The 13,601-nt window shown below is 70.9% G+C and carries 13 protein-coding genes; 3 read left to right on the plus strand and 10 right to left on the minus strand.

What is annotated here, in order from left to right:
• The first annotated feature begins 20 nt into the window (after positions 1-20).
• Positions 21-1,328, plus strand: coding sequence for a DUF445 domain-containing protein (locus AVME950_RS19740; protein WP_284431092.1), 1,308 nt, complete (start codon positions 21-23; stop codon positions 1,326-1,328).
• A 22-nt stretch (positions 1,329-1,350) separates the two neighbouring features.
• On the opposite strand, the gene AVME950_RS19745 is transcribed toward AVME950_RS19740, so the two are convergent.
• Together AVME950_RS19745 and AVME950_RS19750 are read right to left on the minus strand one after the other, a co-directional pair.
• The gene (locus AVME950_RS19745; RefSeq protein ID WP_272566942.1) at positions 1,351-1,770 is read right to left on the minus strand and encodes an XRE family transcriptional regulator; all 420 of its coding nucleotides are present in this window, start codon (positions 1,768-1,770) and stop codon (positions 1,351-1,353) included.
• A 93-nt stretch (positions 1,771-1,863) separates the two neighbouring features.
• The gene (locus AVME950_RS19750) at positions 1,864-2,289 is read right to left on the minus strand and encodes an XRE family transcriptional regulator (RefSeq protein WP_284426762.1); all 426 of its coding nucleotides are present in this window, start codon (positions 2,287-2,289) and stop codon (positions 1,864-1,866) included.
• 141 nt (positions 2,290-2,430) lie between these two features.
• On the opposite strand from AVME950_RS19750, the gene AVME950_RS19755 reads away from it, so the two are divergent.
• Both AVME950_RS19755 and AVME950_RS19760 read left to right on the plus strand, forming a co-directional pair.
• A complete protein-coding gene (locus AVME950_RS19755; protein ID WP_284431093.1) occupies positions 2,431-3,105 on the plus strand; it encodes a hypothetical protein in 675 nt (224 codons plus the stop codon).
• The gene (locus tag AVME950_RS19760; protein ID WP_284431094.1) at positions 3,102-3,686 is read left to right on the plus strand and encodes a GYF domain-containing protein; all 585 of its coding nucleotides are present in this window, start codon (positions 3,102-3,104) and stop codon (positions 3,684-3,686) included. Before AVME950_RS19755 ends, AVME950_RS19760 begins: the two co-directional genes overlap by 4 nt.
• A gap of 52 nt (positions 3,687-3,738) precedes the next feature.
• Here AVME950_RS19760 and AVME950_RS19765 read toward each other — a convergent pair whose 3' ends face one another.
• From AVME950_RS19765 to purU, 8 genes are all read right to left on the minus strand, one after another.
• The gene (locus AVME950_RS19765) at positions 3,739-5,238 is read right to left on the minus strand and encodes an FAD-linked oxidase C-terminal domain-containing protein (RefSeq protein WP_284431095.1); all 1,500 of its coding nucleotides are present in this window, start codon (positions 5,236-5,238) and stop codon (positions 3,739-3,741) included.
• A gap of 48 nt (positions 5,239-5,286) precedes the next feature.
• Positions 5,287-7,176: a sensor domain-containing phosphodiesterase gene (locus AVME950_RS19770; RefSeq protein WP_284431096.1), complete on the minus strand. Its 1,890-nt coding sequence runs from the start codon at positions 7,174-7,176 to the stop codon at positions 5,287-5,289.
• A gap of 91 nt (positions 7,177-7,267) precedes the next feature.
• A complete protein-coding gene (locus tag AVME950_RS19775) occupies positions 7,268-7,663 on the minus strand; it encodes a response regulator (protein WP_284431097.1) in 396 nt (131 codons plus the stop codon).
• Positions 7,660-8,157, minus strand: coding sequence for a GAF domain-containing protein (locus AVME950_RS19780; RefSeq protein ID WP_284431098.1), 498 nt, complete (start codon positions 8,155-8,157; stop codon positions 7,660-7,662). Before AVME950_RS19780 ends, AVME950_RS19775 begins: the two co-directional genes overlap by 4 nt.
• A 31-nt stretch (positions 8,158-8,188) precedes the next feature.
• Complete coding sequence (locus AVME950_RS19785; protein ID WP_284431099.1) at positions 8,189-9,670, minus strand: chemotaxis protein CheW; 1,482 nt, start codon at positions 9,668-9,670, stop codon at positions 8,189-8,191.
• Complete coding sequence (locus tag AVME950_RS19790) at positions 9,667-11,397, minus strand: methyl-accepting chemotaxis protein (RefSeq protein WP_284431100.1); 1,731 nt, start codon at positions 11,395-11,397, stop codon at positions 9,667-9,669. The genes AVME950_RS19785 and AVME950_RS19790 overlap by 4 nt, the downstream gene beginning before the upstream one ends.
• Positions 11,398-11,667: 270 nt before the next feature.
• Entirely contained in the window at positions 11,668-12,585 is a 918-nt protein-coding gene (locus AVME950_RS19795; RefSeq protein WP_284431130.1) for a LysR substrate-binding domain-containing protein, read from the minus strand.
• 73 nt (positions 12,586-12,658) lie between these two features.
• On the minus strand, positions 12,659-13,507 hold the full coding sequence (gene purU / locus AVME950_RS19800) for a formyltetrahydrofolate deformylase (RefSeq protein WP_284431101.1): 849 nt from the start codon (positions 13,505-13,507) through the stop codon (positions 12,659-12,661).
• Positions 13,508-13,601 lie beyond the last annotated feature (94 nt).

Raw genomic sequence — 13,601 nt, forward strand, 5'->3', positions numbered from 1 at the left:
TCTCGGGCTATCCTTGCGCGATGCAGAGCACCCACGAAGACCAGGCCCGCGCACTGACCCGGGCCAAGTGGCTGGCCACGGGCCTGTTGCTGGCGGTGGCCGCCGTGTTCGCGCTGACCTATGCGCTGCCCCGCAGCCTGGCGGTGGAATGCGTGCGCGCCGTGGCCGAGGCGGCCATGGTGGGCGCCCTGGCCGACTGGTTCGCCGTGTCGGCGCTGTTCCGGCGCATTCCGCTGCCCTTCGTGCAGCGCCACACGGACATCATCGCGCGCAACAAGGCGCGCATCGGCGGCAACCTGGCGTCGTTCGTGCGCGACGAGTTCCTCGATGCGCCTTCGCTGGTCACCATGATCCGCCGCCACGACCCGGCCCACATGCTGGGCCAGTGGCTCACCTCGCCGGGCAACGCCGAGCTGCTGGCGCGGCAGATGTCGCGCCTGGCGCTGTCGGCGCTGGAGACGGTGGAGGACGAGCGCATCCAGCGCTTCATGAACGATGCCGCGCGCACGCTGATCGGGCAGATCGACCTGTCGCGCACCATGGCCATGGCGCTGGAGGCGCTCACCCACAACGGCCGCCACCAGGCGCTGCTCGACGACCTGCTGGCGCGCCTGTCCACCCTGGTGCGCGACCCGCAGACCCGCACCTTCATCGCCGAGACCATCGTGCAGTGGATCAAGCGCGAGCACCCGCTGAAGGAAAAGGTGCTGCCCACCGACTGGCTGAGCGAGAAGGGCGCTGGCGCCATCGCCCAGGCCATCGAGAACCTGCTGGCCGAGGTGGCCGGCAATCCGGCCCACCAGCTGCGCGGCACGCTGGACGGGGCGGTGCAGCGGCTGGTGGAGCGCCTGCAGTCCGACCCGGAGTGGGCCGAGCGCGGCATGGCGATCCGCCACTACCTGCAAAACGACGCCACCCTGGGGCGCTACGTGCAGACGCTGTGGACCAGCCTGCGCGAGCGCCTGCAGCGCGACCTGGCCGACGAGGACTCGGCGGTCTCGCGCAAGGTGGCGGCCATGGGCCAGTGGCTGGGCCTGTCGCTCGCGGGCGATCCGGCGCTGCGGGTGCGGCTGAACGTGCGGCTGGAGCTGTGGGCGGCGCAGTGGGCGCCCGAGCTGTCGCAGTTCGTGGCCGAGCACATCCGCAACACCGTGGACCGCTGGGACGCCCAGGAGCTGGCGCGCCTGGTGGAGCTGCACATCGGCAGCGACCTGCAGTACATCCGCATCAACGGCACGGTGGTGGGAGGCTTCATCGGCCTGCTGCTGTTCGTGCTGTCGCATGCGGACGACCTGGCGCAGGGCGTGGGCGCCCTGTTCGCCGGCTGACGGGCCGTCGGCCGGGAGCCTGTCAGCGGTTGCCGCCGCGCGGGGTCTGTTCGGCGGCCTGGGCCTTGGCGATGGCCAGGATCACCTCGCGCGCCAGGCGGCGCTTGGGCACGGGCAGCTTCAGGTAGGTCTCGAACAGTTCGCGGTCCTCGTACCCCAGGTTCACGTGCCAGCGGGCGGCTTCTTCGCGCGCCTGCGGCGTGGGCGTGCCGAAGGCCAGTTCCTGCACCGGCATGCGCAGCCACTCGGCCAGGGTGATGAGTTTGCGGGCATCGGGCATGGTTTCGCCCAGGAGCCAGCGGCGCACGCCATGCAGGGTCATGGGCTTGCCCCAGTGGCGGGTGTTGAACTCCCGCTCGAGGACGGAGGGCTTGGGTTCGTAGCCGGCAGCCACCATGGCTTGGCGTAATTTCTCGGCAAACAGTTGCTTGGGATCTTGCATGGGCGGCACGCTAGGCACGCCCGTTGGCCGTGGATTGACTCCGTCTTCGAGTTACGCGGCCGCCGTGATTTGGGGTGACGGTTGGTGCCCGCGTCAATGGGGCTTGCCGGCCGGCTTGGGCTGATCGGCCGCGTGGGCCTTGGCGATGGCCAGGATCACCTCGCGCGCCAGGCGCCGCTTGGGCACGGGCAGCTTGAGGTAGGTGTCGAACAGCTCGCGGTCCTCGTAGCCCACGCCGACGTGCCACTGGGCAGGCTGCTCGCGCACTTCGGTACCGTCGGCGACGCCGAACGCCAGTTCCTGCACCGGCATGCCCAGCCATTCGGCCAGGGTGATGAGCTTGCGGGCATCGGGCATGGTCTCGCCCAGGAGCCAGCGGCGCACGCCGTGCAGGGTCATGGGTTTGCCCCAGTGCCGGGTGTTGAACTCCCGCTCGAGGACGGAGGGCTTGGGCTCATAGCCGGCGGCTGTCATGGCTTCTCGTAATTTCTCGGCAAACCGCTGCTTGGGATCGTGCATGGCGGCACGCTAGGCAGACCCGGTGACGGAAGATTGATTTTCGGATAAAGTCACGGCAAGCAATTGATTAAAAATCAACTTTCCGAATTCCGGCAGGTGCCTCGGGGCCTGCCGAGGGGCTCGGCAGGGGAGCAAAAAACGATGCACAAGGGATGGGTGGCGCTGGTGTGCGCCGGGATGGCGCTCGCCGGCTGCGGCGACGGCGCGGTGCGGCAGGTGAAGGGGCTGGAGCGCGGCGACGTGCCGGGCCGGGTGTTGGGCGCGGCGCTCGATGGCCGCGGGGCCTGCGCGTCCGTGCAGTGGCGCTCGTTCCAGGATGCGCGCGGGCGCCGCATCGTCGAATACGCCTGCGAGCACCGGCCGGCCACGGCGCACTATGCGCGGCTCACGCGCGAGGCGCTCGCGGCCCTGCCGCCCGAGCCGGGCGGGGCCGAGGCGCTGTACCTGCTGCGCCAGCGGTCGGTCGATTTCCGGCGGGTGCGCGAGATCACCGAATGGCGCATGGACGCGCCCGCGCCGGTCTGGATCGGCTCGCGCGTGGACACCGAATACGCCAGCCACACCGCGCGCGAGCCGGTGTCGGCCGACTTCGTGTTCGCCGAGGCCGCGCACGACGGCCCGGACCTGTCGCCGGGCTACCAGCACCTGCTGGAGCGGGCATGGCGCGGCTACCGTCCCCTGCCCGCCGCCGGCGCCGTGCACCACCGGCTCGCGGCGGCGCGGCCCGTCACGCGGGTGCCGCCGGCCGATCCCACCGTCCTCCATCCGTCCGAGCGGGCTTCCGCCACCTTGCGCAAAGGGGAGTGGCTGCGATGAATGCCATGGAAGTCGACATCCACCTGGGCGAGGACGCCCGCTGGTTCTACGAGGCGCAGGGCGAGTGCCGCGGCCCGGTGCCCGACGACGAGATCGTGCGCCTGATCGATGCCCGGCGCCTGCCCCCGGGCCAGCGCATCTGGCGCCCGGGCCTGCCGTGCTGGGTGCCGGTGGAGCATTCGGAGTTCCGGCCGCACCTGGGGCCTCACCTGGGCTTGCACGCGCCCGCCGATCCCTGGGCCGGCAGCGTGAACAACACGCTGGCCTGGCTGCTGGCCTGCGCGCCGGTGATGGGCGTGTCGCTGGAGGGTTTCGTGGCCTACCTCGTGTACCGCGATCCGTACGTGTCGCAGCGGGCCGTGCAGTCCGGGGCGTTCTTCTTCCTGACGGTGGCGTTCAACGTGCTGCTGGCCTTCGTGGACGAGCGCTGGCTGTGGCGCGCCGGGCACGACACCGCGGGCTTTCGCGCCTGGGTGTGGCTGGCGCCCGCTTACCTCTACCGGCGCGCGCGGCGGCTGGGGCAGGGCCTTGCGCCCCTGGCGGCCTGGGTGGTGTGCTTGCTCGTGGTGCTGATGCTCTGAGCGCGGGAGTGGGCAGCGGCCGGCCCGCGCCGGCACCCCGGCCGGGCGGCGTTCAGAACCGCGGCAGGTCCGGGTGGGCGATCCGGCCGCCGCGCACCAGCATCTTTCCGTACTCCGCGCAGCGGTTGAGCGTGGGGATCACCTTGCCCGGGTTGAGCAGGCCCGCCGGATCGAAGGCGGCCTTGAGCGCGAACATCTGCGCGTTCTCCTCGGTGGTGAACTGGGTGCACATGGAGTTGAGCTTTTCCACCCCCACGCCGTGCTCGCCCGTCACCGTGCCGCCCATGGCGACACTGGTCTCCAGGATGTCGGCGCCGAACAGCTCGCAGCGGTGTAGCTGGTCGGGGTCGTTGGCATCGAACAGGATCAGCGGGTGCAGGTTGCCGTCGCCCGCGTGGAACACGTTGGCGCAGCGCAGCCCGTACTTCTTTTCCATCTCGGCAATGGCCAGCAGGATGTCGGCCAGCCGCTTGCGCGGGATGGTCGAGTCCATGCACATGTAGTCGGGGCTGATGCGGCCGCTGGCCGGAAAGGCGTTCTTGCGGCCGCTCCAAAAGCGCAGGCGTTCGGCCTCGTCCTGGCTCACGGTGAGGGCGGTGGCGCCGGCCGCGCGCAGCACCTCGCTCATGCGGCCGATCTCCTCCTCGACCTCCTCGGGCGTGCCGTCGCTCTCGCACAGCAGGATGGCCTCGGCGGTGAGGTCGTAGCCGGCGCAGACGAAGTCCTCCACCGCGGCGGTCATGGGCTTGTCCATCATTTCGAGGCCCGCCGGAATGATGCCGGCCGCGATGATGGCCGCCACCGCATCGCCGGCCCGGCGCACGTCGTCGAAGCTGGCCATGATGCAGCGCGCCAGCTGCGGCTTGGGGATGAGGCGCACCGTGACCTCGGTGGCCACGGCCAGCATGCCCTCGCTGCCGATCACCGCGGCCAGCAGGTCGTAGCCGGGCGCATCCAGCGCCTCGCTGCCGAAGGTGACGGGATCGCCCTCCATGGTGAAGCCGCGCACGCGCAGCACGTTGTGCACCGTGAGGCCGTACTTCAGGCAGTGCACGCCGCCGGAGTTCTCGGCGATGTTGCCGCCGATGGTGCAGGCGATCTGGCTGCTCGGGTCGGGCGCGTAGTACAGCCCGTGGGGTGCGGCGGCCTCGCTGATGGCCAGGTTGCGCACGCCGCACTGCACGACGGCGGTGCGCGACACCGGGTCCATGCGCAGGATGCGGTTGAACTTGGCGAGCGACAGCGTCACCCCGAGGGCGTGCGGCATGGCCCCGCCCGACAGCCCGGTGCCGGCCCCGCGCGCCACCACGGGCACCGACAGCGCATGGCAGGCGCGCAGCACGCCCTGCACCTGCTCCTCGGTCTCGGGCAGGGCCACGGCCAGCGGGCGCTGGCGGTAGGCGGTGAGCCCGTCGCATTCGTAGGGCGTGGTGTCCTCGGCCTGCCACAGCAGCGCATGCGCGGGCAGCACGGCCTGCAGCGCGGGGATCAGCCGCGCGCGGATGGCGGCGGCGGGGGACGGTGAGGGGGAAGGGGCGTTGGCGATCGTCATGGGGTGCCGCGGGGCCCCCGGCGGGCACCGCTGAAGGGGCACTCTACGTCAATCCAGCCGCCAAACGGGTGGCTGCGCGGCCGCGCTCGCGTGAAGTTCTTTCGCGTCGGCCGTGAAAAGCTTTCCCGGTGCCGCCGCCGCCCGCGCGGCGAAGAAGGGCGCGACCTCGCCGGCCTCCATGGGGTAGGCCAGGAAATAGCCCTGCACCAGGTCGCAGCCCGCCTCGGAGACCATGTCCAGGATCTCCTGGGTTTCCACGCCTTCGGCCACGAGCTGGTAGCCCAGGCGCTGGCCCAGCGAGATGATGGTGCGCAGCAGCGTCCAGGCCTGCATGTCGTGGGCGATGGGCATCACGAGCGACTGGTCGAGCTTGAGCATTTCCGCCGGCAGCCCGCGCAGGCACGACAGGTTGCAGTAGCCGATGCCGAAGTCGTCCAGCGACACCTTCAGGCCCATGGCGCGGATCTCCTCCAGCACGCGCTGCGTGGCCCGGCCGGTCAGGGCGACGTTCTCGGTACATTCGATGTGCAGCTGCTGCGCCGCCACGCCGTGCAGCGCGATGGCATTGCGCAGCACCAGGGCGAAGTCCGGATGCTCCAGGTTGCGGGCGGACACGTTGATCGCCATGGTCAGCTGCAGGCCCTGGCGGTTCCATTCCGCCAGCTGGGCCAGTGACGTGTGCAGCACCCATTCGGTGAGCAGATGGATCAGCGCCGTCTGCTCCACCTGCTCGATGAACTCGGCGGGCGAGACATTGCCGTGGCGCGGGTGGCGCCAGCGGATCAGCGCCTCCACGCCGGAAAAGCGCTGCTGGCGCACCTCGAACTGGGGCTGGTACACCAGGCGGAACTCGCCCTCCGCCAGGCCTTGCGTCAGGCCGCGCAGCAGCGCGAAGGCGCGGCGGTGGGCGGTGTCGGACTCGGGGGCATACCAGACCAAGGCGCGGTTCAGCTCGTCCGCCTGGTGCAGGGCCGAGGTCGCGCGGCGCAGCACGTCGCCCGCGGATTCGGCGTCGAGCGTGAAGCGCGCCAGGCCCGCCACCAGGTACAGCTCCAGCACGACGCGGCTGATGCGGAACGCTTCCTGCAGGTGGCGCTGCACCCGCAGCACGGCTTGCTCCTGCTCCTGCGGCTGCGCGCCGTCCTCGGGGAGCAGGTAGGCAAACCGGGTTTCGGAGGCGTGGTACAGCTGCACCCCCGGGCCCAGGGCCTGGGCCAGGTGCAGCGCTACGTCGCGCAGGCCGGCCTCCAGCGGGGCGATGCCGATGGCGCGCACGGCCTGCTGCAGGTCGCGGTCGCGGATCACGTCCAGCAGCACGAGCGTGCGCGTCTCGCCCGGCGTCTGGGTGCACTGGCTCATCAGGTCCTGCACGAGCTGGGCCCGGTTGTACAGGCTGGTGATCTCGTTGATGCGCCCGGCCGTGCGTTGCAGCGCGATCTCGTTCATGGCGAGCGCAGCCAGGTCCTGGAGCTGCCGGCACTGCGCGGCATCGAAGGTGCGCGGGTGCTGGTCCAGGATGCAGAGCGCGCCCAGCGCCTGGCCGCCGGGCAGCACCAGCGGGGCGCCCGCATAAAAGCGCACGCCCAGCTCGCCGGTCACCAGCGGGTTGTGGACGAAGCGTTCGTCCAGCAGGGTGTCCTCGACCACCATGACGTCGGCGGACTGGATAGTGTGGTGGCAAAAGGCCACCGAGCGCGGCAGCTCGCGCGCGGAAAGGCCCACGCGCGACTTGTGCCATTGGCGCTCGATGTCCACCAGCGTCACCAGCGCGATGGGGGCACCGAACAGGGCGCTTGCCAGCCGCGTGATGCGGTCGAAGCCGTCGCTGTCCGGCGTCTCCAGCAGGCCGGTGGTCTGCAGGGCGCAGATGCGTTGGCGTTCCCGTTCGAGCGCCTGGTCTGTGTCTTCGGGGCGGGGGATCGAACTCAGCGGTGGCACGGGCGGCAGTCTCCCAGCGGGTCGATGAAGGTGGGCGCGGCGCCGGCGCCTGCCCGGGACGCGCGCACCACCACGCAGGGGGGCCGCGCGGTCATGGCCTGCGCCCCGCCATGGTTTGCACCGATTCGAGCAGTGCCCCGATCTTGAAGGGCTTGCGCAGCGTGCCCGTGACGCCGATGGCGGCGCGCCAGGCATCGCGTTCCGGGTCGGGCAGCGAGGACATGGCCAGCACCGGCACGTCGGCCGCGCAGGCGAACGCTCCGCCGCGCAGTCGCGCCAGCAGGTCGGTGGAGGCGGCGGCATCGTCGCAATCGAGCACCAGGCCGAAAAAGGGCTGGGACGCCAGCATGGGCAGGGCCCGCGCCACGCTGGTGGCTTCGTGAAAGTCCACCAGGCCGAGGTCGCGCGCCACCGAGACGATCGTGCGGCGCAGCACGAATTGCGGCTCCACCAGCAAGAGGAGGGGCAGGGGGGGAGGACGGGTCATGCGTCTTGGTCTTTGCCGGCAATGGTTTCGTTGGCCAGGGTGCCCAGCGCCCGCAGCACGGCCCGCTCGGTGGCGGTGAGGCTGCGGGGCTTGGTGTCGATGATGCAGAGCGTACCCAGGCGCTCGCCGGTCGGCGCGCACAGCGGGGCGCCGGCGTAGAAGCGGATGTTCGGGGCCTGGGTCACCATGGGATTGTCGGCAAAGCGCGCGTCGAGGTTCGCATCCTCCACCACGAACAGGTCCGGCTGCAGGATGGCGTGGGCGCAGAACGACACGTCGCGGCTGGTCTGCGGCACGGCGAGCCCGACGCGCGACTTGAACCATTGCCGCTGGCCGTCGATGAGGCTCATCAGGGCGATCGGGGCGTCCAGCTGTTCGGCCGCGAACCGCACGAATCGGTCGAAGCGCTCCTCCGGGGGCGTGTCGAGCAGCATCAGCGCCTGCAGCGCCCGCAGGCGCTGCGCTTCGTTCTCGGGGGGCCTGGCTGGGGTCATGGGAGGTCCTTGGGGAGAAGGGTTGGGGGCGTCAGCCGAGCAGGTAGGCCAACTGGCCCAGGTCGACCACGACCATGCTGGCGCTGGCGCCATCGTGCTGGTGCGTGACCATGCGGAACTCGCCCACCGAGCCGAGCCGCATTTCGCGCACATCGGCGCGGTGGGCCGGCAGCCAGTCGCACAGCCGGGCAATGGCGATGCCCACGGTGGCGTGTTCAGCCGGGTCGGGCTGCAGCAGGATGGCCATGCGCGGCGGCTCGGCGCCGGGCCGGCCGTTGAGCGAGGGCAGGCTGACCACCTTGAGCGTCTTGCCGCGCCACGGCATCACGGCGGTCCGGCCGCGCACCAGTTCGTCGATGGTGGGCTGCGGCAGCTCGACCACGCCGACCACGCTGTCCACCGGCGAGGCATAGAGCGCATCGGCCTCGAACACCAGAAAGTGGCCGCCGGCCTGGCCCGCGTCGGCCTGGGCACCCGTCGGCGCGCCGACGGCGCCCTCGGTGCCGTCGGCCTGCGTCGGCGCCGGCGCCACGTCGCTCACGGCCGCCTCGGGCACGGCCTCGAACAGCTTGCCGATGTCCAGCACCCGCAGCGTGCCCAGCCCGGGCACCAGGGCCAGGCCCTTGAGCAGCGGATCGCCGGGGGTGGGCGCCCGGTCGGGTTCGGACAGATCGACCAGTTGCCGGCAGGTGTCCGCCGTGAGGCCGACCCACTGCCCCTGGCTCTCCAGCACGGCCACCCAGGGGCGCAGCGCGGCACCGGCGCGGGCCGGATCGGCGGCCACGTCCACCAGCGGCAGCTTGCGGCCCCGCAGCGTGCTGATGGCCACCGTGAGGTGGCCGGGGGGCATGTTCAGTTCGACGTGCGGCACGGGCACCACCGTGTGGATGGCGCTGGCCGGCACGGCCCACAGGTCGTCGCCCACGGCGAAGACCGCATGCCGTTCGGTGGGGACCTGGTCCGGGGCGCGTGCCGCAGGCGCCGGGTCCTTTGGCGCTGCAACGTCCTCGCACCAGACCTGGCACAGGGCCATCAGGCGGTCGACCTCGAGCACCGACAGGATCGGCGCGCCGGCCGAGGCGGGCACGACCGACTGGAACCATTCCTCCTGGCCGCCGTCGTGGTGCACGCGCACGATGGCCTGCGGATCGACGGGCTTCACGCCCAGGACCTCGTCCACCCGCAACCCGATCCGCGCCGGCCCCGCGTGCAGCACCAGCACCCGCTGTAGAGCGCCGCCCGCAGGCGAGGCCTGGATGGGCAGCCAGCGCTCCAGCGACACCACCGGCACGGCACGGCCGTCCAGGTCGATCATGCCGGTCAGGGCGCCCTGGCGGCGGGGAAGGGCCGCCAGGCCCTGCGGCGGGATGGCGATCGCGCGCTCCACATGCTCCGCCGCGATGGCGATGTGGCAGTCGCCCACGCGCACCCGCACATGCGCCTGGGCGCGGGCAGGGGCTTCGGCGTCGGCGTCGGCCGCCGCTGGCGTGGAGGGGCTGCCCGGCTCGGTCATGCGCCCGTGCGTCCGGAACTGGCGCCTTGCAGCTTGTCCAGCAGCACGACGACGTCCTGGGTGGACGTTTCCTGGGCCAGCATGGCGTTGCGGATCTCGCCGATGGACTGGCTGGTGCTGTCCACCGCGGCCAGGATGCGGCTGAAGGCCGCGCCCACTTCTTCCGACAGGCGCCCGCCTTCGGCCACGCGGGCCACGCTGCTGCCCACGAGCTTGGAGATTTCCTGCGCGGCGAGCGCCGACTTTTCCGCCAGCTTGCGCACCTCGTCGGCCACCACGGAAAAGCCGATGCCGTGCGGCCCGGCGCGCGCCGCCTCGATGGCGGCATTGAAGGCCAGCAGATGCGTCTGGCTGGAGATTTCGCCGATGGTGGCCACGATGTCGCGGATGTCGGCGGACGACTGCTCGATGGCGGCGATGGCCTCGCGCGAGCGCGCCAGCACCTGGTGGCCCTGGCCGGCCTCGCGCTGGGTCTGGGTGGCCAGGTCGGCCGAGCGCTCGGAGTTGCGCGCCACCTGCTGGATCGAGTCCGAGATGGTGCGCAGCACGGCGCCGATGTCCCGCACCTTCTGCGACACGGCGGTCTCGCGTTCGACCTGCTCGGTCACGTTGACCGCGAACTTCACCACCTTGTACACGCGGCCTTCCACGTCGAAGATGGGGTTGTAGGTGGCCTGGATCCAGATACCGGCGTCGTGCTTGCCGATGCGCCGGTAGCGCGCGCTCTGGAACTTGCCCTCGCCCAGGTCCGCCCAGAAGTCGCGGTAGGTCTGCGTCTTCACGAAATCGGGGTCGCAGAACATGCTGTGGTGCTTGCCCCGGATCTCATCGAGCGTGTAGCCCATGGTGCGCAGGAAGTTCGGGTTGGCGGTGAGGATGCGGCCATCCACGCTGAACTCGATCACCGCCTGCGACAGGCCGATGGCATCGAGCTTGCCCTTGGTCTCCGCGGCCTGGCGCGTTTCCTCGGTGATGTCGGTGGCGAACTTCACCACCTTGTAGGGCTTGCCGGAGGAGTCGAGGATGGGGTTGTACGACGCCTGGATCCACACGTCCGAGCCGTCCTTGGCCACGCGGCGGTAGCGCCCGGCATCGAATTCGCCGCGGGCCAGCCGCTCCCACAGCCGCGCGTATTCCGCTGAGCGCACCACTTCCGGGGTGCAGAACATCCGGTGGTGCTGGCCGACGACCTCGTCCTCGGTGTAGCCGAACACCTTCAGGAAATTGGGGTTGGCGTGCAGCACCTTGCCGCGCAGATCGAACTCGATCATGGCCTGCACCCGGTCCATCGCGGCGATCTTGCCCTCGAAGTCGGCCTGGGCCTGGCGCGCCTGGGTCACGTCGGTGGCCAGTTTGACCACGCCCACCGGGCGCCCGGCACTGTCGAAGATGGGGTTGTAGGAGGCCTGCAGCCACACCGGCTCGGCGTTCCTGGTCAGGCGCTGGAACACGCCTTCGACGATCTCGCCGGCGGCCAGGCGCTCCCACATGGCACCGTAGGCCGCGCTGGCCGCCACGTCGGGCGGGCAGAAGATGCGGTGGTGCTGCCCGACGATGTCCTCGAGGGCGTAGCCCATGCGGGCCAGGAACAGGGGGTTGGCGTGCTGGACCTTGCCGGCCAGGTCGAATTCGATGGTGCATTGCACCCGTTCCAGCGCGGCCAGCAGGCCCGTGGTGCGTGCGCGTTCCAGCTCGGACGCGGCAAGGGGTTCTGTGAAGGCGTTCATGGTCGCAAGGTCCTGGTGGGCGGCATCTAGGGGTTATCGGCCACTGCAGCCCAGGCTTGAATGCCGGGCCTGCTGGAAAACCGGCGAGGCGTAATGTGATGGTTTGAAGCCGCGCCCGCCGCCAGCGTCACAATAGACCCGCGCCGCGCAGGGCCTTTGGGAATCTTGACGGCCCTGTGCGCGTCGCGCAAGCCCATGCCGGCCGAAACCGGGGTTTTTTGCCCGCCATCGCCGCCCGGCGCGGGGGCACGGGGTGCCGCTCCCCCCGTTTCACGCCATGGTGCGGCGCAGCCAGTCGGTGAAGGCCGCGCATTCCCAGCGGTCCATGGTACCGGTGCGCCAGCACAGGTAGTGGGCGTGCGGGCTGGGTGCCTCGCCGGGAAAGAGCCGCACCAGGGTGCCGTTTTCCAGCCAGGGCGCGCCCAGCTTGAGCCGCACCAGCGCCACGCCCATGCCGGCCGCGGCGGCATCGCACATCAGGCCGATGTCGTTGAACTGCGAGCCCTCGGTGGGCTCGGCCCAGTCCAGGCCGCTGGCGCCGAACCAGGTGCGCCAGGGCTCCAGCGGGCTGCGCAGCAAGGCCACCCCTTCCAGGTCCCCGGGCCGTTCGAAAGGGCCGTGCTCGCGCACGAAGGCGGGCGAGGCGAGCGGCGTGACCCGGTCGCGCGCCAGCTCCACGTGCTCCAGGTCGGCGTAGTGCCCCGGGCCGAAGCGCACGATCAGGTCGGCGTCCTCGGCGACCACGTCCAGCAGCGGAATGGACACCTGCAGCGCCAGATCGATCTCGGGATAGGCCTCGGTGAACTGGCGCAGGCGCGGGATCAGGATGGCGCGGGCGAAGGTCGGGGTCACCGCCAGCTTGAGCCGCCGCTTGCCCGGCGCCGTGGCCGCGCCCGGAAAGCGCTGCAGAGCGCCCAGGCCCTCGCGCACATGGGCCAGGTAGGCGCTGCCTTCGGTGGTGAGCGAGAAGTCGGCGCGGCCGAACAGCCGCACGCCCAGGATCTGCTCGAGCTGGCGCACGCGGTGGCTGACGGCGCTGGGCGTCACGCACAGCTCGTCGGCGGTCTGCGTCACGCTGCGCAGGCGGGCCAGGGCCTCGAAGGTCAGCAGGCACTGGATGGGCGGGATGCGCCGGCCGGTCGCCCCCGGCCCGTCCCCGCCGGCGGCTTCCGGGTCGGCCGCGCGCACCGCGCCGCGTGGCCGGTCGAACGGGCGGGCCGTGGTCACCGGGCTCCCTCGATGCGCCGCACCCGGGGCGCCTTCAGCGGAAGATCACCGTCTTGTGGCCGTTGAGCAGCACGCGGTGCTCGGTGTGCCACTTGACGGCGCGGGCCAGCACCTGGCTTTCGGTGTCTCGGCCCATGGCGGTGAGGTCTTCCACCGTCTTGCTGTGGTCCGCGCGGGCCACATCCTGCTCGATGATCGGGCCCTCGTCCAGGTCGGCCGTCACGTAGTGGGCGGTGGCGCCGATCAGCTTCACGCCGCGGTCGTGCGCCTGATAGTAGGGCTTGGCGCCCTTGAAGCTGGGCAGGAAGCTGTGGTGGATGTTGATGGCCCGGCCTTCCAGCTTGCGGCACAGGTCGTCCGACAGCACCTGCATGTAGCGCGCCAGCACCACCAGTTCGGCCCCCTCGGATTCGATGATCTCGAACTGCCGCGCCTCGGCCTGCGCCTTGGTGGCGGCCGTGACGGGGATGTGGTGGAACGGCACGTTGTAGCTGGCCGCGAGCTGGTAGAAATCGCGGTGGTTGCTGATGATGGCCGCGATGTGCACCGGCAGCAGGCCGGACTTCCAGCGAAACAGCAGGTCGTTCAGGCAATGGCCTTCGCGGCTGACCATGATGACCGTCTTCATCGGCTCGGACACCGGGTGCAGCTGCCAGTGCATGCCGTGCGGTCCGGCGAAGGCGGCCAGCTGCGTCTTGAGCGCGGCGTGGTCGTGCGCTGCGCAGGCGAACTGCACGCGCATGAAAAACAGCCCGGTGGCGTGGTCGTTGTATTGGGCGGCCTCTTCGATGTTGCCGCCATGCTCCAGCAGGAAGCCGGACACCGCATGCACCAGCCCGAGCTTGTCGGGACAGGACAGGGTAAGGATATAGGCTTGGTTCATAGCGGGGCGATTGTCGCAGCAAGGCCAGGGGCCGTGCCGCGCCGATCGCTCTGGAGCGCCCCGGCTGGCGCGAGAATACGGTCCCATTGGAGGC

The organism is Acidovorax sp. SUPP950 (assembly GCF_030158935.1).
Taxonomy (GTDB): Bacteria; Pseudomonadota; Gammaproteobacteria; order Burkholderiales; family Burkholderiaceae_C; genus Paracidovorax.

Bases quoted from the DNA above. Each gene is read 5' to 3' on its own strand.
- AVME950_RS19740 (WP_284431092.1), top strand. From the start codon at position 21: ATGCAGAGCACCCACGAAGACCAGGCCCGCGCACTGACCCGGGCCAAG.
- AVME950_RS19780 (WP_284431098.1), bottom strand. From the start codon at position 8,157: ATGACCCCAGCCAGGCCCCCCGAGAACGAAGCGCAGCGCCTGCGGGCG.
- AVME950_RS19755 (WP_284431093.1), top strand. From the start codon at position 2,431: ATGCACAAGGGATGGGTGGCGCTGGTGTGCGCCGGGATGGCGCTCGCC.
- purU (WP_284431101.1), bottom strand. From the start codon at position 13,507: ATGAACCAAGCCTATATCCTTACCCTGTCCTGTCCCGACAAGCTCGGG.
- AVME950_RS19745 (WP_272566942.1), bottom strand. From the start codon at position 1,770: ATGCAAGATCCCAAGCAACTGTTTGCCGAGAAATTACGCCAAGCCATG.
- AVME950_RS19760 (WP_284431094.1), top strand. From the start codon at position 3,102: ATGAATGCCATGGAAGTCGACATCCACCTGGGCGAGGACGCCCGCTGG.
- AVME950_RS19785 (WP_284431099.1), bottom strand. From the start codon at position 9,670: ATGACCGAGCCGGGCAGCCCCTCCACGCCAGCGGCGGCCGACGCCGAC.
- AVME950_RS19750 (WP_284426762.1), bottom strand. From the start codon at position 2,289: ATGCACGATCCCAAGCAGCGGTTTGCCGAGAAATTACGAGAAGCCATG.
- AVME950_RS19775 (WP_284431097.1), bottom strand. From the start codon at position 7,663: ATGACCCGTCCTCCCCCCCTGCCCCTCCTCTTGCTGGTGGAGCCGCAA.
- AVME950_RS19765 (WP_284431095.1), bottom strand. From the start codon at position 5,238: ATGACGATCGCCAACGCCCCTTCCCCCTCACCGTCCCCCGCCGCCGCC.
- AVME950_RS19790 (WP_284431100.1), bottom strand. From the start codon at position 11,397: ATGAACGCCTTCACAGAACCCCTTGCCGCGTCCGAGCTGGAACGCGCA.